At 74.8% G+C, this 25,391-nt stretch carries 25 protein-coding genes and 1 riboswitch; of the genes, 11 read left to right on the top strand and 14 right to left on the bottom strand.

Annotated elements, in window-relative coordinates; translation table 11 throughout:
• Window positions 1–35: 35 nt before the first annotated feature.
• The gene (locus tag ABFX46_RS17000; protein WP_346043241.1) at window positions 36–923 is read right to left on the bottom strand and encodes a DUF881 domain-containing protein; all 888 of its coding nucleotides are present in this window, start codon (window positions 921–923) and stop codon (window positions 36–38) included.
• Window positions 924–975: 52 nt separating this feature from the next.
• Window positions 976–1,614, bottom strand: coding sequence for a LysE family translocator (locus ABFX46_RS16995; RefSeq protein ID WP_346043239.1), 639 nt, complete (start codon window positions 1,612–1,614; stop codon window positions 976–978).
• A gap of 93 nt (window positions 1,615–1,707) precedes the next feature.
• Here ABFX46_RS16995 and ABFX46_RS16990 point away from each other — a divergent pair, with 93 nt between their 5' ends.
• Window positions 1,708–3,048, top strand: coding sequence for an aminotransferase-like domain-containing protein (locus tag ABFX46_RS16990; RefSeq protein WP_346043237.1), 1,341 nt, complete (start codon window positions 1,708–1,710; stop codon window positions 3,046–3,048).
• A 16-nt stretch (window positions 3,049–3,064) separates the two neighbouring features.
• On the opposite strand, the gene ABFX46_RS16985 is transcribed toward ABFX46_RS16990, so the two are convergent.
• The 4 genes from ABFX46_RS16985 to tsaA form a co-directional block, all read right to left on the bottom strand.
• The gene (locus ABFX46_RS16985) at window positions 3,065–5,563 is read right to left on the bottom strand and encodes a sugar phosphate nucleotidyltransferase (RefSeq protein WP_346043235.1); all 2,499 of its coding nucleotides are present in this window, start codon (window positions 5,561–5,563) and stop codon (window positions 3,065–3,067) included.
• Window positions 5,560–6,246, bottom strand: a complete 687-nt coding sequence (gene clsA, locus ABFX46_RS16980; protein WP_346043234.1) for a cardiolipin synthase ClsA — start codon at window positions 6,244–6,246, stop codon at window positions 5,560–5,562. The genes ABFX46_RS16985 and clsA overlap by 4 nt, the downstream gene beginning before the upstream one ends.
• Before the next feature lie 120 nt (window positions 6,247–6,366).
• A complete protein-coding gene (locus ABFX46_RS16975; protein WP_346043232.1) occupies window positions 6,367–7,509 on the bottom strand; it encodes a sensor histidine kinase in 1,143 nt (380 codons plus the stop codon).
• Window positions 7,510–7,614: 105 nt separating this feature from the next.
• Entirely contained in the window at window positions 7,615–8,037 is a 423-nt protein-coding gene (gene tsaA / locus ABFX46_RS16970) for a tRNA (N6-threonylcarbamoyladenosine(37)-N6)-methyltransferase TrmO (RefSeq protein ID WP_346043231.1), read from the bottom strand.
• Between the two features lie 89 nt (window positions 8,038–8,126).
• A riboswitch (TPP riboswitch) is annotated at window positions 8,127–8,240 on the top strand.
• Here tsaA and thiC point away from each other — a divergent pair.
• Both thiC and ABFX46_RS16960 read left to right on the top strand, forming a co-directional pair.
• Window positions 8,236–9,957: a phosphomethylpyrimidine synthase ThiC gene (thiC, locus tag ABFX46_RS16965; protein ID WP_346043229.1), complete on the top strand. Its 1,722-nt coding sequence runs from the start codon at window positions 8,236–8,238 to the stop codon at window positions 9,955–9,957. (Overlaps the previous riboswitch by 5 nt.)
• 182 nt (window positions 9,958–10,139) lie before the next feature.
• Window positions 10,140–10,739: a TetR/AcrR family transcriptional regulator gene (locus ABFX46_RS16960; protein ID WP_346043227.1), complete on the top strand. Its 600-nt coding sequence runs from the start codon at window positions 10,140–10,142 to the stop codon at window positions 10,737–10,739.
• Window position 10,740: 1 nt separating this feature from the next.
• Here ABFX46_RS16960 and ABFX46_RS16955 read toward each other — a convergent pair whose 3' ends face one another.
• The 3 genes from ABFX46_RS16955 to ABFX46_RS16945 all read right to left on the bottom strand — a co-directional run bounded on the left by ABFX46_RS16955 (window position 10,741) and on the right by ABFX46_RS16945 (window position 13,034).
• Entirely contained in the window at window positions 10,741–11,577 is an 837-nt protein-coding gene (locus tag ABFX46_RS16955) for a metallophosphoesterase family protein (RefSeq protein WP_346043226.1), read from the bottom strand.
• 84 nt (window positions 11,578–11,661) lie between these two features.
• On the bottom strand, window positions 11,662–12,165 hold the full coding sequence (locus ABFX46_RS16950) for an anthrone oxygenase family protein (RefSeq protein WP_346043224.1): 504 nt from the start codon (window positions 12,163–12,165) through the stop codon (window positions 11,662–11,664).
• A gap of 29 nt (window positions 12,166–12,194) precedes the next feature.
• On the bottom strand, window positions 12,195–13,034 hold the full coding sequence (locus ABFX46_RS16945) for an NAD(P)H-binding protein (protein ID WP_346043223.1): 840 nt from the start codon (window positions 13,032–13,034) through the stop codon (window positions 12,195–12,197).
• An 82-nt stretch (window positions 13,035–13,116) separates the two neighbouring features.
• Between ABFX46_RS16945 and ABFX46_RS16940 the strand changes: the two genes are divergently transcribed.
• Window positions 13,117–14,061: an AraC family transcriptional regulator gene (locus ABFX46_RS16940; protein WP_346043222.1), complete on the top strand. Its 945-nt coding sequence runs from the start codon at window positions 13,117–13,119 to the stop codon at window positions 14,059–14,061.
• Window positions 14,062–14,101: 40 nt separating this feature from the next.
• On the opposite strand, the gene ABFX46_RS16935 is transcribed toward ABFX46_RS16940, so the two are convergent.
• The 4 genes from ABFX46_RS16935 to ABFX46_RS16920 all read right to left on the bottom strand — a co-directional run bounded on the left by ABFX46_RS16935 (window position 14,102) and on the right by ABFX46_RS16920 (window position 18,254).
• Window positions 14,102–15,004 (bottom strand): alpha/beta hydrolase, encoded by a 903-nt coding sequence (locus ABFX46_RS16935; protein WP_346043220.1) that lies wholly within the window; start codon window positions 15,002–15,004, stop codon window positions 14,102–14,104.
• A 45-nt stretch (window positions 15,005–15,049) separates the two neighbouring features.
• Complete coding sequence (locus tag ABFX46_RS16930; protein WP_346043219.1) at window positions 15,050–15,679, bottom strand: TetR/AcrR family transcriptional regulator; 630 nt, start codon at window positions 15,677–15,679, stop codon at window positions 15,050–15,052.
• A 49-nt stretch (window positions 15,680–15,728) separates the two neighbouring features.
• Window positions 15,729–16,847: a carbohydrate kinase family protein gene (locus tag ABFX46_RS16925; protein ID WP_346043217.1), complete on the bottom strand. Its 1,119-nt coding sequence runs from the start codon at window positions 16,845–16,847 to the stop codon at window positions 15,729–15,731.
• Between the two features lie 63 nt (window positions 16,848–16,910).
• Window positions 16,911–18,254, bottom strand: a complete 1,344-nt coding sequence (locus ABFX46_RS16920) for a hypothetical protein (RefSeq protein ID WP_346043215.1) — start codon at window positions 18,252–18,254, stop codon at window positions 16,911–16,913.
• Window positions 18,255–18,381: 127 nt separating this feature from the next.
• Between ABFX46_RS16920 and ABFX46_RS16915 the strand changes: the two genes are divergently transcribed.
• From ABFX46_RS16915 to ABFX46_RS16890, 6 genes are all read left to right on the top strand, one after another.
• Complete coding sequence (locus ABFX46_RS16915) at window positions 18,382–19,113, top strand: GntR family transcriptional regulator (RefSeq protein ID WP_346043213.1); 732 nt, start codon at window positions 18,382–18,384, stop codon at window positions 19,111–19,113.
• 36 nt (window positions 19,114–19,149) lie between these two features.
• Window positions 19,150–20,610, top strand: a complete 1,461-nt coding sequence (gene ulaA, locus ABFX46_RS16910) for a PTS ascorbate transporter subunit IIC (protein ID WP_346043212.1) — start codon at window positions 19,150–19,152, stop codon at window positions 20,608–20,610.
• 28 nt (window positions 20,611–20,638) lie between these two features.
• The gene (locus ABFX46_RS16905) at window positions 20,639–20,941 is read left to right on the top strand and encodes a PTS sugar transporter subunit IIB (RefSeq protein ID WP_346043210.1); all 303 of its coding nucleotides are present in this window, start codon (window positions 20,639–20,641) and stop codon (window positions 20,939–20,941) included.
• Window positions 20,938–21,423, top strand: coding sequence for a PTS sugar transporter subunit IIA (locus ABFX46_RS16900; RefSeq protein WP_346043209.1), 486 nt, complete (start codon window positions 20,938–20,940; stop codon window positions 21,421–21,423). The genes ABFX46_RS16905 and ABFX46_RS16900 overlap by 4 nt, the downstream gene beginning before the upstream one ends.
• Complete coding sequence (locus ABFX46_RS16895) at window positions 21,416–22,198, top strand: sugar isomerase domain-containing protein (protein ID WP_346043207.1); 783 nt, start codon at window positions 21,416–21,418, stop codon at window positions 22,196–22,198. Before ABFX46_RS16900 ends, ABFX46_RS16895 begins: the two co-directional genes overlap by 8 nt.
• Window positions 22,199–22,289: 91 nt before the next feature.
• Window positions 22,290–22,547: an EF-hand domain-containing protein gene (locus tag ABFX46_RS16890; protein ID WP_131937897.1), complete on the top strand. Its 258-nt coding sequence runs from the start codon at window positions 22,290–22,292 to the stop codon at window positions 22,545–22,547.
• A 75-nt stretch (window positions 22,548–22,622) separates the two neighbouring features.
• Here the strand turns inward: ABFX46_RS16890 and pgi are convergent, their stop codons facing one another.
• The gene (pgi, locus tag ABFX46_RS16885; protein ID WP_346043205.1) at window positions 22,623–24,269 is read right to left on the bottom strand and encodes a glucose-6-phosphate isomerase; all 1,647 of its coding nucleotides are present in this window, start codon (window positions 24,267–24,269) and stop codon (window positions 22,623–22,625) included.
• 206 nt (window positions 24,270–24,475) lie between these two features.
• Between pgi and ABFX46_RS16880 the strand changes: the two genes are divergently transcribed.
• Window positions 24,476–25,270, top strand: a complete 795-nt coding sequence (locus tag ABFX46_RS16880) for an acyl-CoA thioesterase (RefSeq protein ID WP_346043203.1) — start codon at window positions 24,476–24,478, stop codon at window positions 25,268–25,270.
• Window positions 25,271–25,391 lie beyond the last annotated feature (121 nt).

Raw genomic sequence — 25,391 nt, 5'->3', positions numbered from 1 at the left:
TCGGGTCACCTCTCCCCTGCTCCCCGGCCGCCCGCTCACTGGCCGTCCTCCGGGCGCGGGACGGCGTACCGCGGCCGCGCGGGCCCGGCGGCGGGCAGCCGCGCCGCCGACGTGCGGCGCACGTCGTACCGGATCCCGAACCGGCCGTGCAGCGCGGCGAGCCGCCGGTCGGCCGCCGAGCCCGCGAAGGCGCCGCGCAGCCGGTCCGGGTCGCCGAGGGCCGTCACCGCGTAGGGGCCGGTCAGCGGCCGGTAGTCGACCAGGATCGCCTCGCCGGCGGCGCGGATCGCGGTGGTCGGCGCGAGCCGCTGCCCGTTGACGCCGATGGCCTCGGCACCCGCCGCCCAGAGCCCGTTGACCAGGACCTGGAGGTCCTGATCATAGACCCGGCCGGCCTCGGCGGCGCGTCCCCGCGCGGCGGGCGCGGTGCGCGTCGCGTCGGCGAGCGTGACGACGATGCCGGTGCCGGTCGCGGGCGCGGCGGCAGCGGCGGCGCCGGCCCGGGCCAGCCGCCGCCGGACCCGGCGGCCCTCGTCGCTGCGGGCGAGCGCGGCCGCCCGGTCCCGCTCCGTCCGGGCGCGCAGCACGTCGTCGCGGCGCTGGAGCCCGTCGGTCTCGGCGGTGCGGGCCCGGATCTCACCGATCAGCCGGGACCGCTGCTCGGCCGCGCCCGGCTCCCCGCGGCGCGTCTGGACCCCGGCGACGGCGATCAGCGTGCCCGCGAGCGCGAGGACGAGCAGGACGCCCGCTCCGCGGAGCCGCCGGGGCGGGGCGCCGCCGGCGGCGGCCCGCCGCGCCGCGGCCTCCGCGTAGCCGTGGTCGAGGAGCCTGCCGGCGAGCAGGTCGGCGAGCAGCGACATCGAGGCGTCGGGCCGCCGCCCGAGCGGCCGCCGGTCGCCGGGGTCGTCCCGTCGTGCGATCACCGCCCCATCATGGCAAGCCCGGAGGCCGCGGGGCCCGAAGGGCCGCGGCGGCTCAGGACGCGGCGGGGCGGTGCAGGCCGATCTGCACGGCCAGCCCGGCGAGGACGGAGCCCAACACGTAGCGCTGGGCGCGCCGCCACCCGGGCCGGCGGCCGAGGAAGGCGGCGATGCCGCCGGCGCCGAGGACGATGAGCGCGTTCACGGTGATCGCGATGGTGATCTGCAGCAGGCCGAGCAGCAGGATCTGGACGGCCATGCCCCCGCGCTCCGGGTCCGCGAACTGCGGCAGCAGCGACACGTACAGGATCGCGATCTTCGGGTTGAGCAGGTTGGTGACCAGGCCCATCGTGAAGAGGCGGCGCGGCGGGTCGGCGGGCGGGTCCGCCGGGGCGAAGGCCGCCGTGCCGCCCGGCCGCAGCGCCTGCCAGGCGAGCCAGAGCAGGTACGCCGCCCCGGCGAGCTTGATCACCGTGTAGAGGGCCGGGACGAGCGTGAAGACGGCGGTGAGCCCGGCGGTGGCGGCGGCGACGTAGACCAGGAACCCGGCGGCGACGCCGCCGAGCGAGACCAGCCCGGCGCGGCGGCCCTGCGTCACCGACCGCGACACCAGGTACATCATGTTGGGCCCCGGGGTCAGGACGACCCCGAGGGCGAAGGCGGCGACGGCCGCCGCGGCGGTGAGCGAGACCATTTCCCCTCCCGGATCCAGAACCGATCCGAGGCTAGATCTCCGTGGTTTCTCGGTGCAATACTCTGCATTGCACTCGGAGCAATGAGGGGACGCATGGAGGACTTCCGCCGGGTCGCCGACGAGGTGGCCGCCGCCATCGCCGCGGGGCGGCTGCGTCCCGGCGACCGGCTGCCGCCGCAGCGGGCCTTCGCCCGCGACCGCCGCATCGCCGCCTCCACGGCGAGCCGCGTGTACGGGGAGCTCGCCAGGCGCGGCCTGGTGGTCGGCGAGGTGGGGCGCGGCACGTTCGTCCGGGCGGCGGAGCCCGCACCCGTCCCGGCGCTCGCGGAGCCCGCCGGCGCCAAGGTCGACCTGGAGCTGAGCAATCCCGTCCTCCCGGAGCAGAGCGCGCTGCTGGCCGCCGGGCTGGGGCGGCTGCTGCGCCCGGACGTGCTGGACGCGGCGCTCGGCCCCGGACGGGTCACCGGGACCGCCGCCGCCCGGGAGGCCGCGGCGGCGCTGCTGGCCGCCCCCGGCTGGCGGCCCGCCCCCGGGTCGGTGCTGTTCGCGGGGAACGGCCGGCAGGCGATCGCGGGCGCCGTGGCGGCGCTGGTGCCGCCGGGCGGGCGGCTCGCCGTGGAGGCGCTGACCTATCCGGTGGTCAAGGGCGTCGCGGCCCGGCTCGGCGTCACGCTCGTCCCCGTCGCCGCCGACGAGGACGGGCTGCGCCCCGACGCCCTCGCCGACGCGCACCGCGCCGCGCCGTTCGGCGCGGTGTACCTCCAGCCGACGCTGCACAATCCGCGCGGGACGACGATGCCGCGGCGGCGCCGCGCCGAGGTCGCCGCCGCCCTGGAGCGGCTCGGCCTCCACGCGATCGAGGACCGCGTCTGGGCCTTCCTGCCCGCGGACGGCCCGGAGCCGCTCGCGGCCCTGGCCGGGGACCGCACCGTCGTGGTCGACAGCCTGTCCAAGCGCCTCGCGCCCGGCCTGACCCTCGGGTTCGCCGTCCCGCCCGCCGCGCTGGCCGGGCGCGTCGCCGCCGCGCTGCGCTCGGGCGCCTGGGGGCCGGCGCGCTTCGCGCTCGACGCGGCGACCGGCTGGATCGCGGGCGGCGCGGTCGAGGAGATCACCCGCGCCAAGCGCGCGGACGCCGCGGCCCGCTCGCGGATCGTCGCCGAGCGGCTCGCGGGCGCCGCCGCCCGGTCCGGGCCGCCCTCCTACTTCCGCTGGTGGGACCTGCCGCCGCAGTGGCGGGCGGAGACGTTCGTGGCGGCGGCCGCGCGGCACGGGATCGCCGTCACCCCGGCCGCCGCCTTCGTCGTGGGGACGGGCGCCGCGCCCCGCGCGGTCCGCGTCGGCCTCGCGTCCCCGCCGCTCGAGACCCTCGGGCGCGCCCTGGACGTCCTCGCCGGGATCGCCGCGGGCGGCCCGGAGGACGTCCCCGTCGACTGACCGCGGCGCGGGCCCGTCAGGAGCCGGCGCGTTCGACGACGGCGGCCCACTCCTCCAGCAGGACCTGGGCGGCGTCGGCGTCGGGCCCCTCGGCCCACAGGTGGGTCACCGCCTCGGCCGGGTCGGGCAGGACGAGGACCCAGCGGCCGTCGTCCTCCACGACGCGGACGCCGTCGGTGGTGTCGATCGTGCGGTCCCCGGCGGCCTCAACGACGTGCCGCATCACGCTGCCCTTGGCCGCCCAGGGGGTCGGGACGGAGCGGCGCAGCAGGTGCGCGTCGGGGATGCGGCGGTCGATCTGGGACAGCGTCAGGCGGGTGCGGGCGACCAGGCCGACGAGGCGGACGAACGCGGCGATCCCGTCGACGGTGCCGCTGAACTCGGGCATCAGGAAGCCGCCCCGGCCGTCCCCCGCGAAGATCACGCTGGGCTGCGCGGCGGCCTTGGTGAGGACGTCCTGCGACGTGGACGTCCACTCGACCTGGACGCCGTGGAACCGGCACACCTGCTCGGCGACCCGCGTCGTCGTCACCGGCAGCGCCACCTTGCCGCCGCGCCGCTCGGCCGCGACGAGGTCGAGCATGACGAGCAGGGCGCGGTCGTCGCCGACCAGCTCGCCGTTCTCGTCCACCAGGGAGATCCGCTCCCCGACCGGGTCGAAGCGGACGCCGAACGCGGCCCGCGAGGAGGAGACGAGGTCGCCGAGGCGCTCCAGGTCGCGCATCCGCTCGGCGAGCGTCTCGGTCGGGTTGGCCTCGTCCAGCCCGGCGTTGCGGGTGAGGACCTCGACGCCGACCTTGCCGAGCAGGTTCGGCAGGACGAGCGAGGCGACGCCGCCGGCGCAGTCCAGGACGATCTTCAGCCCGGCCTCGCGGACGCCGCGGATGTCGACGCGGCGCAGCAGGTCGCGGGTGTAGGTCTCCACGACGCGCGGCGGGTAGGTCAGCTCGGCGATCTCGCCGGGGAACGCGCGCCGGTACTCCTGGCGGCCGAAGACGCGCTCCAGCTTGCGCTGCGCCGCCTGGGACAGGTCGGCGCCGCCGGCGTCCAGGAACAGGATGTCGACGCCCTGCGGGTCGCCGAGCGTGGTGCGGATGTAGATGCCGCCGACGGCGTCCTCGCGGCCGGTCTCGAACCGGGCGACGGTCAGCGGGGTCGCCTCCAGGTCGTTGACGTTGATGGCGCTGGCGGTCAGCGCGCTGTTCACGGCGCGCTTGAGGGTGCGGGCGGCGCGGGAGACGTCGCGGCCGGTGACGACCGTGGTGCCCTTCTTCAGGGTGGTCGCGTAGGCGCTGGCGAGCCGCACCGCCAGTTCGGGGGTGATCTCGACGTTGACGAGCCCGGACACGCCGCGCGGCCCGAACAGGTTGCGCTGCCCGCGCGACTCCCAGATCACGCTGGTGTTGACGACGGCGCCGGCCTCGATGGTCTTGAACGGGTAGACCTTCACGCCGCTGGAGACGTACGCCTCGGCCTCGATGACGCACTCGTCGCCGATGACCGCGCCCTCCTCGACGCGGGCGCCGGCCATGATGTCGGTGTTCTTGCCGACGACGCAGCCGCGCAGGTTCGTGGACGGCGCGACGAACACGTTGTCGTGGACGACCGCCCGGTGCAGGAACGCGCCCTCCTTGACGACGACGTTGCTGCCGAGGACGGTGTACTCGCGCAGTTCGACGCCCGCCTCGACCTTGGCGTAGTCGCCGATGTAGAGGGGGCCTTTGAGGACGGCCTCCGCGTCGACCTCGGCGCCCTCGGCGACCCACACGCCGGGTGACATCTCGAAGCCGTCGAGTTCGATGCCGACCTGGCGGGACAGCATGTCGGCCTGGGCCTTGAGGTAGCTCTCGTGCGTGCCGACGTCCTCCCAGTAGCAGTCGGCCACGTATCCGAACAGGCGGGCGCCCTCGGCGAGCAGCTTGGGGAACACGTCCCCGGACCAGTCGACGGACTCGCCCTCCGCGACGTGGTCGAGGACCTCCGGCTCCATCACGTAGATGCCGGTGTTGACGGTGTCGGAGAACACCTGGCCCCACGTCGGCTTCTCCAGGAACCGCTGCACGCGGCCCTCGTCGTCCACGATGATGATGCCGAACTCGAGGGGGTTCGGGACGCGCTTCAGCCCGATCGTGACGAGCGCGTCGTTCTCCTCGTGGAACCGCACCATGTCGGTGAGGTCGATGTCGGTGAGCGCGTCCCCGGAGATGACGAGGAACCGGTCGTCGCGCAGCGCCTCCTCGGCGTTCTTGACGCTGCCGGCGGTGCCGAGCGGGATCTCCTCCGTCGCGTAGCTCAGCGACATGCCGAGCTCCTCGCCGTCGCCGAAGTAGTTGCGGATCAGCGCGGCCAGGAACTGGACGGTGACGACGGTCTCGGTGAACCCGTGCCGCTTCAGCAGCCGGAGCACGTGCTCCATGATCGGCCGGTTGACGAGCGGCAGCAGCGGCTTGGGCTGGTTGGCGGTCATCGGACGCAGCCGCGTCCCCTCGCCACCCGCCATCACGACGGCCTTCATCGGGGGGTCTCAGCTCCCTTCTGGTCGCCGGCCGGCGGTTCCGCGCCCGGTTCCCGGTCACCCGGGCCGGGCGGGGCGTCCGGCCCGGAGGCCGGGGGCGAGCCGCGGCCGGCCAGCACCAGTTGCCGCGTCTGCGTCCAGTAGAGGACGGCCGCCCACCAGTACAGGCCCGTCCCCCAGATCGCGAAGGACCATCCGACGACCTTCGCCGCGGTCGCCGCGCCGCCGCCGTGGTCGCCGAGCAGCAGCAGCGGGAACGCGTACAGCAGGCACATGGTGCCCGCCTTCCCGATGAAATGGACGGGAAGCGTGCCGCCGTACCCGAGCCGCCGCACGATCGGCGCGATCGGCAGGATCGCGAACTCCCGGGCGACCAGCAGCACCACCAGCCACAGCGGGATGATGTCGCGGATCGTGAGCCCGACCAGCGTCGCGAGGATGTAGAGCCGGTCGGCGGCCGGGTCGAGCACCGTCCCGAGCCTGCTGGTCTGGTTCAGCGCGCGTGCCAGCTTGCCGTCCAGCCAGTCGGACAGGCCGGCGAACACCAGCACGCCGAGCGCCCACCAGTCGGCCTCGGCGAGGACGAGCCACAGGAACAGCGGGACGCCCACGAGCCGCGCCATGCTCAGCACGTTGGGCACCGTGAAGATCCGGTCCTGCGGGGCCTCCTGCAGTGTGCTCACCGACGCGTTCGCCTCCCCTGGTCCCCTTGATCCTGACCCTACCGGTAAGGGTTTGAAAGACCTCGGCGGCGTCCGCCCGGTGAGTCGGGCGCGGCGGGGACCGCCCGGAGGCGGTCCCCGTCAGTGCGGGCTGACGGCGTCCGCGAGGGGGAGGACGGCCGTCACCACGAATCCGCCGCGCTCCCCCGGACCGGCGTCGAGGGTCCCCCCGACGCTGCGCGCCCGCTCGATCATCCCGAGGATGCCGAACCCCTCGGGAGCGCCGCCGGGCGGGCCGCTCCCGTCGTCGGCGACCCGCACGACGAGCCCGCCCGCGTCCCGCGCCAGCCGCACCGTGGCGCGCTTCGCGGCGGCGTGCTTGACAACGTTGGTCAAGGCCTCCTGGACGATCCGGTACGCGGCGACGCCGATCTCCGGCGGCAGCGTCCCGAGTCCGTCGTCCGACAGCTCCACGTCGATGCCGCCGCCGCGCGCCGCCCGCACGAGGTCGCCGATGCCGCCGGGGCCGGGCAGCGTCCCCGGCGCGGCCACGTCGGTGCCGCGCAGGACCTGCAGGGTGCCGCGCAGCTCGGTCCGGGCGTCCCGGCAGGTGCCCGCGATCGAGGCGAGCGCCTCGGCCAGCTCCGCCCGGTCGAGCGGCCGGTCCCCGCGCACCAGGTGGGCCGCCGCGCCTGCCTGCACGCCGATGAGCGTGATGCTGTGCGCGAGGAGGTCGTGCAGGTCGCGGGCGATCCGCAGCCGCTCCTCGGCGACCCGCCGCCGCGCCTCCTCCTCGCGCGTGCGCTCGGCCCGCTCGGCGCGCTCGGTGATCGTCGCGAGCCGCGCCCGGTGCACCCGCCACACCTGGACGGCGATCACGACCGACACCACGGCCTCGATGACCGCGACCTGCTCCCGGACGGAGCTGCCGCCCGCCCGCATCGCCATCCCGAGCACGCACACGGCCAGCAGGAACCCGGCGACGCCGAGGACGATCCGCACCCGCCGCCCGAGGACGGCGTAGGCGAACAGCGCGATCACCTCGGCGGGCACGAGCGCGTGGTGCTGGTACTGCGCGAGGTGGTACGGGAGCACGAGGACGACCAGGGCCACCAGCCCCGGCGCCGGCCACCGCCGGATCACCGCGAGCGGCACGTGCGCCGCGACCAGCAGCAGCGCCCCGGCAGCGTCCAGCTCCCGGACGCCGGGCCACGCCACCGCCGCGGCCGCCGCGATGCCCGCCAGCGCCGTCGCGAGCAGGGCGTCCCTGGCCGTCGCATCCACCCGAGGCAGCCTCACCACCCGTCCATCTTCCCGGATCCCGCCGGCCACCGCGCACCGCCCCCGCCCGGTGGACCGCGAGTGGGGCCGTTCACCGGCGGGCGGCCGTCACGCGCCGGGTTCGCAGGCGAGGACCGGCTTCACGTCCAGGACCGGGGTGCCGTCGAGGGCCTCCAGGTCGCGGACGCGGACGCGGCGCCCCGCCACCTCCAGGATCTCGACCGGGTGCAGGCCGATCGGGTTGGGGCGGTCCGGCGAGCGGGTCGCGAACACGCCGCGCATCGGCGCGGACGGGTCGTCGCGCGGGTGGACGCGCAGCACGTCGCGCGGCGACAGGTGCAGCCACGTCAGCACGAAGACCCGGTCGCCGGGGCGAAGGCCCTCCAGCGCCGGGGACACGGCCGGTTCGAAGACCAGCCACGCCTCCGGCGCGCCCTCGCCGCCCTGCTTGGGCGCGGACGCCCGGTCGGTCAGCGCGGACGAGACGCGGGCGACGGGGGTGAGCGTGAACTCCTGGTGCGGGTCGGACATGCCCCGATCCTCTCAGGGCGTCGCGCGGGCGCGTTCTACCCGAGGGGCGGCGGTTGCGGCAATGGGGGTCCGGCGGGTTAGCGTCGGGCACGACAGATCGCGGGGGTCCGGCGAACCGGGCTGAGATAGCGGCTGGGACGGCCGCTGACCGCATGAACCTGACCGGGTAATGCCGGCGTAGGGAGAGATCGAGTCGTCATGACAGAACGCGTGGTTCCAGCCGCCCGCAAGACCTACCTGCAGGGCTCGCGCCCCGACATCCGGGTCCCGATGCGGGAGGTGCCGCTCACCAACGGCGACGCCGTCGTGCTGTACGACACGTCGGGGCCGTACACCGATCCGGCGGCGCGGACCGACGTCCGCCGGGGACTGCCCGCGCTGCGGGAGGCGTGGATCGCCGAGCGGGGCGATACGGCGCCGTACGAGGGACGGGCCGTGCGCCCCGGGGACGACGGGCGGCGGGCGCCCGTGCGGGAGGGCCTGCCGCCGCGGCGGCCGCGCCGCGCGACCGGCGGCGCGGTGACGCAGCGCGCGTACGCGCGGCGGGGCGAGATCACACCGGAGATGGAGTTCGCGGCGCTGCGGGAGGGGGTGGAACCGGAGTTCGTCCGGGACGAACTGGCGGCCGGGCGCGCGGTGCTGCCCGCGAACGTCAACCACCCCGAGATCGAGCCGATGGTCATCGGCCGGAACTTCCTGGTGAAGGTGAACGCGAACATCGGGAACTCGGCGGTGGCGTCCTCGATCGAGGACGAGGTCGAGAAGATGACCTGGGCGACCCGCTGGGGCGCCGACACGGTCATGGACCTGTCCACCGGCAAGGACATCCACACGACGCGGGAGTGGATCCTGCGGAACTCGCCGGTGCCGGTCGGGACCGTCCCGCTGTACCAGGCGGTGGAGAAGGTGGGCGGCGACCCGGCTGAGCTGACCTGGGAGGTCTTCCGCGACACGGTGGTCGAGCAGGCCGAGCAGGGCGTCGACTACATGACCGTGCACGCGGGGGTGCTGCTGCGGTACGTGCCGCTGACGGCGCGGCGCAGGACCGGGATCGTGTCGCGGGGCGGGTCGATCATGGCGGCGTGGTGCCTGGCGCACCACGAGGAGAACTTCCTGTACACGCACTTCCGGGAGCTGTGCGAGATCTTCGCCGCCTACGACGTCACCTGGTCGCTCGGGGACGGCCTGCGCCCCGGCTCCATCGCCGACGCCAACGACGAGGCGCAGTTCGCCGAGCTGCGCACGCAGGGCGAGCTGACGGCGGTCGCCGTCGAGTACGGGAACCAGGTGATGAACGAGGGGCCCGGCCACGTCCCGATGCACAAGATCAAGGAGAACGTCGACCTGCAGCAGGAGTGGTGCGGCGGGGCGCCGTTCTACACGCTCGGCCCGCTGACCACCGACATCGCGCCCGGCTACGACCACATCACCTCGGCGATCGGCGCCGCGATGATCGGCTGGCACGGGACCGCGATGCTCTGCTACGTCACGCCCAAGGAGCACCTCGGGCTGCCGGACCGCGACGACGTGAAGGCCGGCGTCATCGCCTACAAGATCGCCGCGCACGCGGCCGACCTGGCCAAGGGCCATCCGGGGGCGCAGGCGTGGGACGACGCGCTGTCGGACGCGCGGTTCGACTTCCGGTGGGAGGACCAGTTCAACCTGTCCCTCGACCCGGACACCGCCCGCGCGTTCCACGACGCGACGCTGCCGGCGGCGCCGGCGAAGACCGCGCACTTCTGCTCGATGTGCGGCCCGCACTTCTGCTCCATGAAGATCACCCGGGACGTCCGGCGGTACGCCGACGAGCGGGGGCTGGACGGCGGCGCCGCCCTCGCCGCCGGGATGCGGGAGAAGGCCGCGGAGTTCAAGGCCGCCGGCGGGCGGATCCACCTCCCGCTCTCCCCCGGCCCGTCGTGACGTAGGCGCAGGTCGGCGCGGGCCCGCCCCGTCTCGGACACGGCACCGGACGCGGCGGGCCCGGCCATCCCGGCGCGGGCCGGGCGCACCGGCGCGGCTAGTATCGAGGGACCGTTCCAAAGCCGCGGATCCCCCCGAATCGCCGCAGGCCCGTACCCGCCGGGAAAGGACCGACGACCCACGTGACCAGCGACGACACGCCGAAGGCCCCCGCCCGCGCGGTGCGCGCCGACGTGCGCCGCAACCGGGCGCGGCTGCTCGCCGCGGCCCGCGAGACGTTCCAGCGCGACGGGGCCGACGCGTCCCTGGAGGGCGTCGCCCGCACCGCCGGCGTCGGCATCGGCACGCTCTACCGCCACTTCCCCACCCGCCAGCACCTCCTGGAGGCGCTGCTCGCCGACGTCTACGCGGACCTCGCCGCGACCGCCCGCGAGCTGCTGGTCGCGCCCGCGCCGGGCGAGGCCCTGATGACGTGGCTGCGGGCGTTCGCGTCGCGGGTGACGGTGTTCCGCGGGCTGGCCGCCTCGGCGGTGCTGTCGCTGCGGGAGGAGTCGCTGCGGCGGGAGCGGCCGGAGCCCGGCTGCCCCCGCCGGGCGATGTGCGAGGCGGGCGAGGCGCTGTTCGCCCGCGCGCAGCGGGCCGGGGACGCGCCCGCGGGCACGGCGTTCGCCGACGTCCTGTGGCTCACCGGGGCCATCGCGGCGGTCACCGAGCGGGAGCCGGAGGCCGCCGGGCGGCTGCTGTCGCTCGCCGCCGCCGGGATGGCGCCCGGCGCCCGGTAGGTCAGTCCGTCTCCGGGGCGGGCAGGACGCGGCGCGGGCCGCGCGGCGCGTCGCCCTTGCGGCGCCATTCGCGCGGGTAGCCGACCGACACCTCGATGTGCGGGACGTCCCCGGTCCAGATCGTCCGGGGGATGTGCAGGTGCCCGTACACGACCGACACCGCGCGGTACCGGTCGTGCCAGTCGGCGGTGCGCTCGGTGCCGCACCACTGCGCGAACTCCGGGTACCACAGGACGCGGGTGGGTTCGCGGACGAGCGGCCAGTGGTTGACGAGCACGGTCCGCGTGCCCGGTTCCAGGGCGGCGAGGCGCTTCTCGGTGTAGGCGATCCGGGCGTCGCACCAGGCGTCGCGCGTCGGGTGCGGGTCGGGATGCAGGTAGACCTCGTCGGTGCACACGACGCCCGCCTCGTGCGCGACTTCGAGGGCCTCTTCCTTGGTGGACGTCCCGTCCGGCCGGAACGTGTAGTCGTACAGGATGAACAGCGGCACGATCGCCACGGGGCCGCCCTCGCCGTCCCAGACGGGGTAGGGGTCCTCGGGGGTCAGCACGCCGAGGCCCCGGCACATGTCCACGAGCCGCCGGTACCGGGCCTCCCCGCGCAGCCGCACGGGGTCGTCCTTGACCGTCCACAGCTCGTGGTTGCCGGGGACCCAGATGACGGCGGCGTAGCGGTCGCGCAGCGTGCGGAGCGTCCACTCGACGTCGGCGAACCGCTCGGCGACGTCCCCGGCGACGATCAGCCAGTCGTCCGCCGACGCGGGCCGCAGCCCCTCGGTGAACGCGCGGTTCTCCGGGAACCCCACGTGCAGATCGCTGATCGCGTAGACACCGCCCATCCAGAGATCGTAAGCCCGGCGCGAACGCGGAAGCGGCCCGCACGCCGGAGGGGGCGCGGGCCGCTTCCGCGGTCGGTCCCGTGATCAGCCGTTCCTGCCCCAGAGGTAGACGCCCAGGCCCATCGCGAGGACGCTCGCCCAGCTGGACACGGCCCGGACGGTGTTCCAGGCGGTCCAGCGGCCGGAGTAGTCCGACCAGGCTTTCGCGGCCTCGGCCAGGTCCTTCGGGATCGCCGCGCCGTCCAGGTCGTTGTTCATGGGGATGTTCACCGCGAAGCTCGGCACGAGCGCGCCGATGAGGTAGACGCCCGCGGCCACGAAGAACAGGATCGCCGCGGACTTCTGGTCCAGGGTCAGCAGCAGCACGCCCGCCGCGGACGCCAGCACCGGGACCAGCAGGAACATTCCCACGAACACCGGGTTCTGGATCCGCTGGTTGATGGACTGCATGGCGTCGATGGCCGACCCCGGCCTCGCCGCGTTCAACCCCGGCATCACGCCGGTCGAGAAGCCGAAGAACGTCCCGGCCATGCCGGCCGCCATGATGAGGGAGAGCGTCACCGAGACGCCCGCGAGAGCCGATTTCATCGTCGTTCCGTTTCCGATCGGGGTCGGGGTCAGGGGGTCCAGACGCCGCTGTCCGCGGTCTCCCGCGCGTACGCGGCGAAGTCGCGGGGCCCGCGCCCGAGCGCCCGCCGGACGCCGTCGGCGGGCGCGGCGTTGCGGCCGTCCAGCACGGTGGTGAACAGGTACGCCAGGAAGCCGATGACGTCGTCGGGCAGGCCGTGCTCCTTGAGGGCCGCCGCGTAGTCGTCCGCGCCCACCGGGACGAAGGCGATCTCCCGCCCGGCCGCGCGGCCGATCTCCGCGACGGCCTCGGCGAAGGTGAGCGCGCGGGGGCCGGTCACCTCGTAGACCTCGCCGGCGTGGCCCTCCCGGGTGAGCGCGGCGACGGCCACGTCCGCGATGTCGCCGGCGTCCACGAACGGCTCGGGCACCTCTCCGGCGGGGAGGACGACCTCGCCCGCGCGGACGGGGTCGAGGAGGTAGTCCTCGCTGAAGTTCTGCGCGAACCAGGCGGCCCGCACGACCGTCCACTCCAGGCCGGACGCCTGGACGATCCGCTCGCACTCGCGCGCCTCGGGCTCGCCCCGCCCGGAGAGCAGGACGACGCGCCGCACGCCCGCCGCGGCCGCCGTCGCCGTGAAGGCGGCGATGGCCTCGGGCGCGCCGGGCGCCGCGAGGTCCGGGTAGTAGGACAGGTACACCCTCTCGACGCCCCGCAGCACCGGCGCCCAGGTCGCCTCGTCCGCCCAGTCGAAGGGCGGCGACGCCGACCGCGAGCCCATCCGGACGGGAACGTCCATGGCCTCCAGTCGCTCCACCACGCGGCGGCCGGTCTTGCCGGTCCCGCCGAGGACGAGGGTCGGGCCGTTCTCGATCTCCATGGTCGTCATGTCCTCAAGTCAACCGGCGGGCGTGTTCGGCGACCATCGTCGAGAAGCTCGCCTCCATACGCGAGCGTCTAGGCTGGCTGCCATGGACGCCCTCACCGACCTCCTCGACGGCCCGCGCGCCCGGGGGGCGTTCCTGCTCCGCTCGACCCTCGCGCCGCCCTGGTCGGTGCGCATCCGGGACGAGGCGCCGCTGACGCTGCTGTCCATGGTCAGGGACGACGCGTGGCTGATCCCCGACGACGGCGACCCGCAGCGGGTCGCCCCCGGCGACATGGTCGTCTTCCGGGGGCCCGACCACTACACCGTCAGCGACGACCCCGCCACCGAGCCGCAGATCGTCATCCATCCCGGGCAGCGGTGCACCACCCCCGACGGGACGAGCCTGTCGGAGGCGATGGACCTCGGCGTCCGCGCCTGGGGCAACGATCCCGCCGGGACGACCGTCATGCTGATCGGCACCTACCAGATGCGCGGCGCCGTGACCCAGCGCCTGCTGGCGGCGCTGCCGCCGATCGCGGTCGTCCGGGGCGACACCTGGAAGTCGCCGCTCGTCGAGGTGCTCGGCGAGGAGATCGGCAGGGACGAGCCCGGCCAGGACGTCGTCCTCGACCGGCTCCTCGACCTGCTGCTCATCGCGACGCTGCGCGCCTGGTTCTCCCGCCCGGACGCCGAGGCGCCCGGCTGGTACCGGGCGCACGGCGACCCGGTCGCCGGGCCCGCGCTGCGCCTCCTGCACGACGACCTCGCCCACCCGTGGACGGTCGCGGACCTCGCCGCGCGGGTCGGGGTGTCGCGCGCCGCGCTCGCGCAGCGGTTCGCCAAGCTGATCGGCGAGCCGCCCATGGCCTACCTGACCGGGATCCGCCTCGCGCAGGCCGCCGACCTGCTGCGCGAGAGCGACGCGACGCTCGACGCCGTCGCGCGCCAGGTCGGCTACGGCACCGCGTTCGCGCTGAGCACCGCGTTCAAGCGCGAGCACGGCGTCAGCCCGCAGGAGTACCGGGCCGGCGGCGGCGCCGCCGGGTGACCGGCCGCCGCCGGGTGACCGGCCGCCGCCGGGCGACCGGTCAGCCCGCGGCACCGAGGTGCTCGTGGAAGAACGCGGTCATGAGGGCGAGGACGCGCTCGGCGTCCTTGCCGTAGACGGCGAAGTGGTCGCCGTGCAGGACCTCCAGCCGCTTCGGGTGCAGGGCGCGCTCGTAGGCGGCGAACGCCAGGTCGCTGTGGGTGAGCATGTCCTGGTCGGCGATCACCATCAGCAGCGGCGTCGGGGTGATGCGCGCGATGTAGTCGCCCGGCTCGTACTCGGCCGTCATCTCCACCGAGCGCAGGGTGACCTCGTTGCGCCAGGTCTTCAGCCGCTCCGGCTCGATCGTGCGGTACCACTCGTAGGTGGGGCGGTCGGGCAGCGCGGCGAGTTCCCCGGGCGTCTCGGTGATCAGCGGGATCATCGCCGGCGCCTCGCCGCGGAACCGGGCGAGGCGGTCGGCGTCGAACGTCCGGCGGACCTCGGCGAGCGCCTCGGTGGGGATGAACCGCGACATGCTCGTCCCGCCGCTGATCACCGGGACCTGCGCGTAGACGCACTTCACCCGGCGGTCCACGGCCCCGACGACGAGCACGTGGCCGCCCGAGTAGCTGGACCCGAACACGCCGATCCGCTCGGCGTCGACCTCCTCGCGGGTGCACAGGAACGTGATCGCGTCCCGGTAGCCGCGGATCTGCGCCCAGGGGTCGACCTCCTGGCGGGGCTCGCCGCCGCTGGCGCCGAACGACGGGTGGTCGTAGAGCAGGACCGCCAGCCCGGACGCGGCGAGCGCCTCGGCGATGTCGTCGGTGTACTGCTCCTTTACGGCACCGTAGCCGTGGGTGACGACCACGGCCGGGTGCGGGCCGGGGCGCCCCTCCGGCGTGTAGAGCCAGCCTCGGAGCGTCGTTCCGGCGGAGTCGAACTCGATGTCGTGGCGCATTCCGGGTCCTTCCGGGGGTCGGCGCGGCGGGATGTCCGTCCGCGGTCAGGGGGCCTGGTCGGCGGGAGGCGCGAACACTCCGCTCCGGGCGGCGGCGCAGGCCGCGGCGGCGGCGGTCGCGGCGAGGGCGCCGTCCACGGGACCGCGCTGGATCAGCAGCCGGTAGTAGAAGGGCGCGCCGACGGCGGCGCTGACCGCGGCGGCGTCGGTGCCGGGCGGCACCTCGCCGCGCTCGGCCGCGCGCTCGACGATCGCGCCGGCGAGGCGGTTGCGCCCGGCGAACACCTCGCTCAGCGCGGCGGCGGCCGCCGGGGAGCGGACGGCGGCGGCGACCATGCCCTCCACGAGGGCGCGGTACCGGGGCCGGGCGTAGAGCCCGGCGATCCCGGCGGCGAGGGCGCGCAGGTCGCCCTCCAGCGACCCCGTGTCGGGGATCGGCACCTCGCGCGTGCCGACCTCGGCGAGGAGGTCGGCGACGAGGCCCTCGGCGTTCCGCCACCGGCGGTACAGCGTCGCGAGGTGGACGCCCGACCGCTCGGCCACGCGCTCCATGGTCAGGCCGCCGTACCCGGCGTCCTCCAGCTCGCCGAGCACGGCGTCGAGCACGGCGGCGCGCGTGCGGGCCGTCCGGCCCCCGGGTCGGGCGGCCCCAGCGGCCGGTGCGTCCTCGCTCACCCGGCCGATGCTAATGCGAAAGACTTCGCATTAGCAACAGCCGTGCCGGTCACGGCCCCGTGCGCAGGGTGGGCTCGGCCCGGACGGGCGAGTCGTCGGCGGCGTCCGGGATGAACGGGATCACGAACGCGTACTCGGCCAGCACCGCCTCGGGCACCTCCCCCGACTCGCCGAACGCGGCGATCTCGCCCCAGCACGGCGAGCCGAGCGAGCCGCTGCGGTGCCGCACCGACAGCCCGGCGCACAGGTTGGCGAACCGGAGCCGCTCGGCGAGCGGGAGGCCGGCGAGCGTGCCGAACACGAACCCGGCGGCGAACACGTCGCCCGCGCCGGTCGGGTCGAGCGCCTCCACCGGCAGGGCGCCGACCTCGGCCCGCTCCCCCGTCCGCGCGTCGATGGCGATCGCGCCGTCCCCGCCGCGCTTGACCACGACCACCGGCGCGCGCTCGGCGAGCGCCTCGGCCGCGGCGGCCGGGGTGCCCGTCCGGGTGTAGGCCATCGCCTCGGCGGCGTTCGGCAGGAACACGTCCACGTGCGCGAGCCGGTCCAGGACCTCGGCCGGCCAGGCGCCGGTGTGGTCCCAGCCGAGGTCGCCGAACACCAGCGCGCCGCGCCGGCGCATCTCGGGCGCCCACGGCGGCACCGGGCGGTCGACGTCCACGAAGCAGGCCCGCGCGTCCGGCGGCGGGCCGCCGAGGCCGTCCGGCGGGGCCGGGACGGGCTTGACGAAGGTCACCATGCTGCGGTCGGAGTCGTAGGCCATCGACACGGTGACGGGCGTGGACCAGCCCGGCACCCGCCGCGACGGCCCGAGGTCGACGCCCTCCTGCTCGGCGAGGGTGCGCCACAGGTAGGCGCCGAACATGTCGTCGCCGAACGGCGCCGCCAGCCCGACCCGCAGGCCGAGCCGGCTCATCGCGACCGCGATGTTGGCGACGCCGCCCGGCGCCGAGCCGAGCCCGTCGGTGACGATCTCGGTGCCGGGCGGCGGCAGCCCCGGCAGCCCGGTGAAGATCATGTCCATGAAGACCTGGCCGGACAGGAACACGTCCAGGCGCGGGCTGTCCCCGCCGGTGCGCAGCCGGTCCCCCGCCGGCTCCCGCTCCGCGCAGGGGTCGGCGAGGGACGGCTCGGGCGGCCGGCCCGTCGTCGCGGTCTCCTGAGTCACGAGGCCCCCCGTGGCGAGGCGTGGGCGAGGTCTGCCGGACCTTAGCCCCCGCCTCGGACGTTCTTACCTTGGAACGTACAACCGGATGTCGTCCACCTGCGCCTTCCCCTCGTAGAAGTTCATGTGCGGGTCACCGATCATGAACCGGTCCGGGTACGCCGATCCGGCGGGCCAGGTGTCGCGGTCCACGAGGGTGCCGCCCGGCCCCTGCCACGTCCAGTCGGCGTTGAAGCGGCCGTCGTACTCGTCGGGGCGCTGGTTGTAGTGCCAGATCGGCTCGCCGTCCTGCACGAACGCGCGCGTGTAGCGGAGGGTGGCGCGGCCCACGTGCGCGAAGACGCCCGACATCTCCATCGTGTAGGCGCCGCCGCGCCGCTCGATGGCGAACGTGTAGGGCTCGCGCGGCAGCAGCTCGGGCCGCAGGTCGACGGTCGAGACGATCGCGCCGCCCTTCCGGAGCCCGCACTCGCTCTCCATCAGGTACTCGGTGCCGGGACTCGCCGCGTACCGGCGGTCGTCGGTCATGAAGATGGCGTTGACGCCGTTGCCGGTCCCGGCTGAGTACGGCTCGTACTCGCCGGTCGCCGGGTTGCAGTAGAGCAGGCCCTTGCCGGTGTACTTGTAGCGGTTGTAGCCGTCCATGGCGACCTTGCGGTGGCCGTGGACGAAGACGTTGTTGTGCGGCGCCACCCGCCGGTAGTCCATGATCGACATGTAGTAGAAGCCGTTGGAGTCGGTGCGGACGTCGGCCCACGCGCACTCCGGCCGGGAGAAGTCGCCGCCCGACGCCCACGGGAAGTTGGTCTTGCAGCCCTCGGGCGAGTAGCCGTTGATCCGCCCGTCCGGGTAGTCCCACAGGCCGTTGCGCTGCCCGCCGAAGTCGAGGCCGCGCAGCGTCATCTCGACGCGGTACTCGGCGGGCAGGTCGCGGGTGGAGCGGATGACGACGCCCGCCTGGTGCACCGGCTCGTCGATGCGCGCGACGCCCTTGCCGGACGTGAGCGTCGGCGGCGCGTCCGGGCGCCCGTCGCCGTCGGCGTCCCGCGCGGCGAGCTCGGCGGTGAGCCAGCCGCGCTTCCCGAACGTGAACGACTGCCGGTAGGTCTTCATCGTCGCCAGCTGCGTGCGGAACGCCGGCCCGCCCATGGTGTCGAAGTAGGCGCCGTCGTTGTCGTACATGTCGACGTTGTAGGGACTGGACGGGCCGTCGCCGTCCGGCCGCCACGGCACCTTCCCGCTGTCCAGGTGCCGGTCGAACGGCTCGGCGGCGATGAGCCGCCACCCCGCGCGGGCGCCGGGCGGGCCGGTGCCGGGGCCGTCGGCGCCGTGGGCCGGGACCGTGCAGAGGGTCGCGGGCAGGACGAGCGGGAGCGCCAGAGCCAGGGCGCCGCGTGCGAGATTCCTCATGGCGCGACCGTAGGCGGGGCCGCCGGACGCCGGCCACGGCAAACATCGCCAAAGTGGTATTGACCAGTCGGCGCAATCGGACATACGGTGTGCAACCACAGGAACAACGCCCTGGGAGGTGAACGGCGTGCCATCCGCCGGTGAAGCGCGGTCCGGGAGCACGAAACGGCAGGCGGTGCGCCGCGAGCTCGTCGCCATGCTGGACGGCCTGGACGCGGGGGACGTCCTGCCGTCCGAGCGCCGGCTCGCCGCCGAGCTCGGCGTGTCCCGGCCCACGCTGCGGCAGGCCATCGACGGGCTCGTCGCCGAGGGGCTGCTCGAGCGGCGGCACGGCAGCGGCACCTACGTGGCCGAACCCCGGATCGCGGTGTCGCTGACCATGACGTCGTTCACCGAGGACATGATCAGGCGGGGCATGAAACCGGGCGGCCGCGTCCTGTCGTTCCGCACCGAGACCGCGGGGGCGCGGATCGGCAGGCGGCTCGCCCTCCCGCCCGAGGAAGAGGTATTTACCATTCGGCGGCTCCGGCTCGCCGACGGGGCGAGCATGGCCATCGAGACCCTCTACCTGCCGCGGGCGCTGCTGCCCGGCCTGCGGCGGCACGACCTGGAGGGGCAGTCGTTCTACGACCTGCTGCGCGGCGGCGGCATCGTGATCGCCTCGGGCACCGAGACGATCGAGCCGACCGTCACCACCGCCGAGGAGGCCGCCGAGCTCGGGGTGCCCGTGCACACCCCGGCGTTCCTCTTCGAGCGCGTCACCAGGGACGCGGGCGGGCGGCCCCTCGAATACGTCAGATCCGTCTACCGCGGCGACCGCTACCGGCTGGAACTCGACCTCCGGCCGCCGGCGCACTGACCGTCCACCACCCCCCGGGAAGTGAGGCGACTTCACATGGACGTCATCAAGGACATCCTCACCTTCCTGGCCGACAACGTGTTCGGCCAGGTCCCCATCCTCATCGGGCTCATCACGCTGATCGGCCTGATCCTGCAGCGCAAGCGCTTCGAGGACGTCTTCGCGGGCGCCCTGCGCGCCACCATCGGCGTCGTGATCCTGTTCATCGGCGTGGAGGTGTTCACCGGCGGGCTGACCAGCTTCCAGACCGTCCTCGCCAGCGCGATGGACACGACCCCGCCGAAGGCCGACAACACCCTCGCCGACTTCCTCACCCAGCAGGGCGGCACCGTCGCGCTCGTCATCACGGTCGCGTTCCTCGTGCACGTGCTGGTCGTCCGGCTGTTCCCGGCGGCCCGCTACCTGTACCTGACCGGGCACCTGATGTTCTGGATCAGCACGGTGACGGTCGCGTCGCTGGTGACGATCGCGCCGGACGCCGACCAGCTCACGCTGGTGCTGTGCGGGGCCGGGTTCGTCGCCGCGTACTGGACGCTCCAGCCGCTGTGGATGCGCCCGCTGATGCGCCGCGTCATGCCGGACGACCGGTTCGGGTTCGCGCACACCAGCTCGCTCGCCTGCCTGATCACCGGCTACGCCGCGCGCCCGCTCGGCAGCCGCGACAAGCACGACACCGAGAAGCTGAAGCTGCCCCGCCAGCTGTCGTTCTTCAAGGACGTCAACGTCAGCACCGCGCTGATCATCACGGTGATCATGCTGGTCGGGGTGGCGCTCGCCGACGACGGCGTGGTGACCAGGGCCGCGGCGGAGATGGACGACAAACTGTCCCCGTGGGTGTGGGCGATCCTGGTGGGCCTCCGGTTCGCGGGCGGCATCGCGATCCTGCTGTTCGGCGTGCGGATGTTCCTCGGCGAGATCGTCCCGGCGTTCAAGGGGTTCAGCGACCGGGTCATCCCCGGCACCCGTCCCGCGCTGGACGCGCCGACCGTGTTCCCCGTCGCGCCGACCGCCGTCATGGTCGGGTTCGTCGCGTCCACCGCGGTGTTCCTGGTCTGCCTCGGGGTGTTCGCCGGGATCGGCTGGTTCACCCTCGCCCCGCCCATGATCATGCTGTTCTTCGTGGGCGGCGCCGCGGCGCTGTTCGGCAACGTGGTGGCGGGCTGGCGCGGCGCCGTCCTCGGCGGCGTGATCACCGGCCTGATCCTCGCGGTCGGGCAGGCCGTCACCTGGGACCTGTACGAGAAGACCGCCCCCGAGCTCGCCACCCTCGCCGACCCCGACTGGTACGCGATCGCGTGGCTGCTGAAGGCCGTGGACCCGGTCGCCGGCGGCAACGCCGTCTGGCTGGTGCCCGCCGTCGCGCTCGCCGCCATGGTGGCGACGCTGCTGCTCCTCGGCCGCGCCGAGAAGCGCCGGGCGGCCCTGGCGGACGGGGGCCCGGGCGGCAACGGAGACGGGGACGCGGCGCCCGAGGGCACCGCCCCCGCGAAGGCCTGACCGAACCGACGGAGAGGGAAGAACCGAGATGGCACTGGACCGGCAACTGGAGATCCTCGCGGTCTGCGGCGTCGGCATGGGCTCCAGCCTGATGCTGAAGATGACCGCCGAGGACGCCCTGCGCTCGCTCGGCGTGGAGGCGCGGGTGGAGAACACCGACGTGTCCACGGCGCGCGGGATGTCGCCCGACGTGGTGATCGGCCAGGGCATGCACACCGGCGAGATCGCCGACCTCGCGCCGGTGGTGATCACGATCAGCGACTTCCTCGACAAGGAGGGCCTCGAAGCACAGCTCAGGGACCGCCTCACCGAGCAGGGGTGGCTGCCGTGACGTCTCATTCCGAGGAGGCGTCTCCCCAGACGCCCCGGCGACCGCCCTTGGTGATCGCGGCGGCTGACGGCGTCCGAGCGGCGGACTGGCGGGAGGCCGTCCGGGCGGCGGCCTCCGTGCTGGTCGGCGCGGGCGCGGCGGGCGAGGGCTACCCGGACGCGTGCGTCCGGGTGGTCGAGGAGAACGGCCCGTACATCGTGCTGACCAAGGGCCTGGCGCTCGTGCACGCGCGGCCCGAGGAGGGCGGGCTGGCGGTCGGCGTCGGCGCGGCCCGGCTGGCCGCGCCGGTCGAGTTCGGCCATCCCGACAACGACCCCGTCGACCTGCTCCTCGCGTTCTGCACGCCCGAACCGGACGCGCACGTCGGCGTCCTGTCCGCGCTGGCGCGGGCGCTGTCGGGCGGCCTGGCCGACCGGCTCCGCGCCGCGACCGGCGAAGACGACCTGGCCCGCGTCCTGAAGGAGGCCGTACCCGATGCCTGATGCGGCATCGCCCGCCGTCGGACCTGACCGCCGCACCGCGGGGCCGGCCTTCCCGGGCCGGGTGCGGGCCCTGCTGGACGACCTCGACGCGGCCTCGGGCGCGGCGATCGACGCCGCCGCCGCGCTGGTCCTGGACTCGGTCGAGGCCGGCGGGATCGTGCACGTCGCCGGCGCGGGGCACTCCCTCGCGATGGTGTGCGAGACGTTCTACCGGGCCGGCGGGCTCGCCGCCGTCCGCCCGATCTGGGACCCGCGCGTCGTCCCGCTCGACGGCGCGGTGCGCAGCACCCGCGCCGAGCGGGAGGCGGGGGCGGGCCGCGCCGTGGTCGAGGCGGCGGCGCCGGCCCCGCCGGACGCGGCGGTGGTGTTCTCCACCAGCGGCCGCAACCCCTACCCCGTCGAGGTGGCGGCGGAGTGCCGGGCGCGGGGCGTGCCGGTCGTCGCGGTGACCTCGGCGCGGGCCGCGGGGGGCGCGGCGGCGCGGACGGCGACGGCGCTGGCCGACCACGCCGACATCGTGCTGGACACCTGCGTCCCGCCCGGCGACGTGCTCCATCCGGCGGCGGCGCCGCGCACCGCGGCGGCCTCCACGATCCTCGCCGCGTACGCGTGGTCGCGGGTGCTGGCCGCGCTGGACGACCTCGCGGCGGAGCGCGGCGCGGAGCCGCCCCGGTGGACGAGCGCGAACGTCCCCGGCGGCGACGAGGTGAACGCCGCGCTGCTCGCCCGGTACCGGCACCGCGTCCCCGAGCTGATGGGGGACGAACAGCCGTAAACCGGGGCTCTTCCTGCGGCGTTTCGCATATGGCCCGGCTCGCTCCCTATGACATGATGCGTGGCTACCATCGGACAGAACGAGGAGCGAGATGACGACACGACCGACCGAGGACGACCTTCATGCGCTGTTCACCCGCGCGGACCTCGGCGGCGACCAGAGGCTCGACCTGATGGAGTTCACGCTCGTCCTGGACGAGCTCGGACTCGCCTGGACGCGTGCCGAGACGCAGGACAGGTTCGAGCGGGCGGACGGCAACCTCGACGGGTTCATCTCCTACGAGGAGTTCCGCGCGATCATGGAGTCCCAGGGCTGGGCCGAGGGCCCGCTGCCCGGCGCCCGCGCCTGACGGGCGGCCGGCGCACGGGCCCGCCGGCGCACGGGCCCGTCGGCGCGTCCGGCGGGCCCGTTTCCGTCGCGCGGGTCAGACGCGGCGGCCGCGCAGCTCCCGGTACCGGCGCACGAGCGCGGCGGTCGACGGGTCGGGCGCCTGCGCCGGCGGCTCGTCCGAGGTGAGCGCGGGGGCGAGGTCCATCGCCATGACCTTGCCGAGCTCGACGCCCCACTGGTCGAAGGAGTCGATGCCCCAGATCGTCCCCTCGACGAACACGATGTGCTCGTAGAGGGCGACGAGCGACCCGAGGGTCTTCGGGGTGAGCTTCGGCGCGAGGATCGTGCTCGTCGGCCGGTTGCCCGGCATGACCTTGTGCGGGACGACCGCGGCGGGCGTCCCCTCGGCGGCGATCTCCTCGGCGGTCTTGCCGAACGCGAGCGCCGACGTCTGCGCGAGCATGTTCGCGGTCAGCAGGTCGTGCATGCCCGCGGGCCCGTCGACGGCGGGTTCGGCGAACGGCTCGGCGAAGCCGATGAAGTCGGCGGGCACGAGCCGGGTGCCCTGGTGCAGCAGCTGGTAGAAGGCGTGCTGGCCGTTGGTGCCGGGCTCGCCCCAGAAGATCTCGCCGGTCTGCGCGACGACCGGCGCCCCGTCGGCCCGCACCGACTTGCCGTTGGACTCCATCGTGAGCTGCTGGAGGTAGGCGGGGAAGCGGGCGAGCCGCTGGCTGTAGGGCAGCACGGCGCGGGTCTGCGCGCCGAAGAAGTCGGTGTACCAGACGCCGAGCAGCCCCATGATCACCGGCATGTTCGCCTCGAGCGGCGCGGCGCGGAAGTGCTCGTCGATCTCCCGGAACCCGGCGAGCATCTCGCGGAACGCCTCGCCGCCGATCGCGATCATCAGGGACAGGCCGATGGCGCCGTCGACGGAGTACCGGCCGCCGACCCAGTCCCAGAAGCCGAACATGTTGGCGGTGTCGATGCCGAACTCCGCGACCCGCTCGGCGTTGGTGGAGACCGCGACGAAGTGCCGCGAGACGGCCTTCTCGTCGCCGAGCCGCTCGACCAGCCACTGCCGCGCGACCTTGGCGTTGGTGAGCGTCTCCAGCGTCCCGAACGTCTTGGAGCTGATGACGAAGAGGGTCTGCTCGGGGTCGAGCCCGGCGAGCTTCCCGACGATGTCGGCGGGATCGATGTTGGACACGAACCGGCAGGAGATGCCCGCGTCCGCGAAGTCGTGCAGGGCCTCGTAGGCCATCGCGGGGCCGAGGTCGGACCCGCCGATGCCGATGTTGACGACGGTCGTGATGCGCTTGCCGGTGAAGCCCGTCCACTCGCCCGAGCGGACGCGCCCGGAGAAGTCGGCCATCGCGTCGAGGACGGCGTGCACGTCGCCGGCGACGTCCTGCCCGTCCACGGTGAGGGGCTCGCCGGGCGGGAGCCGCAGCGCCGTGTGCAGGACGGCGCGGTCCTCGCTGACGTTGATGCGCTCCCCCGTGAACATCGCCTCGATCCTGGCGCGCAGCCCGGCCCGCTCGGCGAGCGCGGTGAGCAGCCTCAGCGTGTCCCCCGTGGCGCGGTGCTTGGAGTAGTCCAGGTGGAGGTCCCCCGCGGTCACCGTCATGCGGTCGACGCGCCCCGGATCGTCCGCGAACAGGTCGCGCAGGTGCCGGCCGGCGAGCGCGGCGTGGTGCTCGGCCAGCGCGGACCACTCCGGCGACTCGGTGATATCTGCCATTGCCTCTCTCATCTCCTCGCGGGGCGGGCGCGCACTCCCCCGGCACCGTCCCCACGGCGATCATAGGTCGACCGCGCGTGACCGTATCAGGGTCGTCCCCCGCCGCGCAGGCGACCGCCCCGGATGGCGGCGGCCGCCCGGCCGCCGAGTAGGGTCGCGCCACGGCGCCGGTCCCCTCCGGGGCCGGCTGCGGGACGAGGAGCACGATGAGCGACGGCATCACCCGGATGTTCGACCTGACCCCGCTCGGCGAGGACTCCTTCCTCGCGACCTCGCCGCCGGTGGGGCGGCCGAGGCTGTTCGGCGGGCAGGTCGCCGGGCAGAGCCTGCGGGCCGCGTGCCTGACCGCGGGCGGGCGCCCGCCGCACTCGCTGCACGCCTACTTCATCCGCCCGGGGACGCCGGACGAGCCGCTGGCGTTCGACGTGGCCCGCACTCGCGACGGCCGCTCGTTCTCGACCCGGCACGTCACCGCGAGCCAGGGCGGCAAGCCGATCCTGGAGCTGATCGCCTCCTTCCACGCCCCGGAGGACGGCTTCGACTGGCAGGTGGACCCGCCCGCGGGCGTGCCGGGGCCGGAGGGGCTGCCCGAGCCGGTGCTCCCGTCGTTCTTCCGGCATCCGGCCGGCTTCGACATCCGGGTGGTGAACCCGCCCGGCGGCGACGGGTTCCCGATGAGCCACCCGTTCTGGATCCGGGCGTCCGAGCCGGTCGGCGACGACCCGGCCCTGCACGCGTGCCTGGTCGCCTACCTGTCCGACATGGCGGTGGTCAGCAGCGCCCGCGCGCCCGGCTCGCCGAGGCGCCTCGCCACCGCCGTCACGCTGGACCACGCCCTGTGGTTCCACCGCCCGCCGCGCGTCGACCAGTGGCTGCTGTACTCGGTGGACCCGGTCACCAACCACGGTGCCCGCGGCCTGGCCCGCGGAACGCTCCACACGGCGGACGGCACCCTGCTGGCGTCGGTGGCCCAGGAGGCCCTCCTGCGCCCCGAGTCCTGACCGGGGGTCAGGCGTCCGCGGTGGCGAGGGCCGGAGCGGGCCGGGCCGCCGCGGGCGCCGGGGCGGCGGCGCGGGCGCGGCGGACGCGTGCCAGGCCGCAGGCGGCGGCCACCGCCGCGGC

Origin of the sequence: Actinomadura chokoriensis (genome assembly GCF_039529475.1) — a bacterium.
In the GTDB taxonomy this organism is placed as follows: domain Bacteria; phylum Actinomycetota; class Actinomycetes; order Streptosporangiales; family Streptosporangiaceae; genus Spirillospora; species Spirillospora bangladeshensis.
Note: the sequence above shows the minus strand (reverse complement) of the source record. Positions and strands in the feature narration are given on the sequence as shown.

Bases quoted from the DNA above. Each gene is read 5' to 3' on its own strand.
- ABFX46_RS16880 (WP_346043203.1), top strand. From the start codon at position 24,476: ATGAGCGACGGCATCACCCGGATGTTCGACCTGACCCCGCTCGGCGAG.
- ABFX46_RS16995 (WP_346043239.1), bottom strand. From the start codon at position 1,614: ATGGTCTCGCTCACCGCCGCGGCGGCCGTCGCCGCCTTCGCCCTCGGG.
- tsaA (WP_346043231.1), bottom strand. From the start codon at position 8,037: ATGTCCGACCCGCACCAGGAGTTCACGCTCACCCCCGTCGCCCGCGTC.
- thiC (WP_346043229.1), top strand. From the start codon at position 8,236: ATGACAGAACGCGTGGTTCCAGCCGCCCGCAAGACCTACCTGCAGGGC.
- ABFX46_RS16940 (WP_346043222.1), top strand. From the start codon at position 13,117: ATGGACGCCCTCACCGACCTCCTCGACGGCCCGCGCGCCCGGGGGGCG.
- ABFX46_RS16890 (WP_131937897.1), top strand. From the start codon at position 22,290: ATGACGACACGACCGACCGAGGACGACCTTCATGCGCTGTTCACCCGC.
- ABFX46_RS16990 (WP_346043237.1), top strand. From the start codon at position 1,708: ATGGAGGACTTCCGCCGGGTCGCCGACGAGGTGGCCGCCGCCATCGCC.
- ABFX46_RS16955 (WP_346043226.1), bottom strand. From the start codon at position 11,577: ATGGGCGGTGTCTACGCGATCAGCGATCTGCACGTGGGGTTCCCGGAG.
- ABFX46_RS16905 (WP_346043210.1), top strand. From the start codon at position 20,639: ATGGCACTGGACCGGCAACTGGAGATCCTCGCGGTCTGCGGCGTCGGC.
- ABFX46_RS16945 (WP_346043223.1), bottom strand. From the start codon at position 13,034: ATGACGACCATGGAGATCGAGAACGGCCCGACCCTCGTCCTCGGCGGG.
- ABFX46_RS16935 (WP_346043220.1), bottom strand. From the start codon at position 15,004: ATGCGCCACGACATCGAGTTCGACTCCGCCGGAACGACGCTCCGAGGC.
- ulaA (WP_346043212.1), top strand. From the start codon at position 19,150: ATGGACGTCATCAAGGACATCCTCACCTTCCTGGCCGACAACGTGTTC.
- ABFX46_RS16985 (WP_346043235.1), bottom strand. From the start codon at position 5,563: ATGAAGGCCGTCGTGATGGCGGGTGGCGAGGGGACGCGGCTGCGTCCG.
- ABFX46_RS16920 (WP_346043215.1), bottom strand. From the start codon at position 18,254: ATGAGGAATCTCGCACGCGGCGCCCTGGCTCTGGCGCTCCCGCTCGTC.
- ABFX46_RS16950 (WP_346043224.1), bottom strand. From the start codon at position 12,165: ATGAAATCGGCTCTCGCGGGCGTCTCGGTGACGCTCTCCCTCATCATG.
- pgi (WP_346043205.1), bottom strand. From the start codon at position 24,269: ATGGCAGATATCACCGAGTCGCCGGAGTGGTCCGCGCTGGCCGAGCAC.
- ABFX46_RS16895 (WP_346043207.1), top strand. From the start codon at position 21,416: ATGCCTGATGCGGCATCGCCCGCCGTCGGACCTGACCGCCGCACCGCG.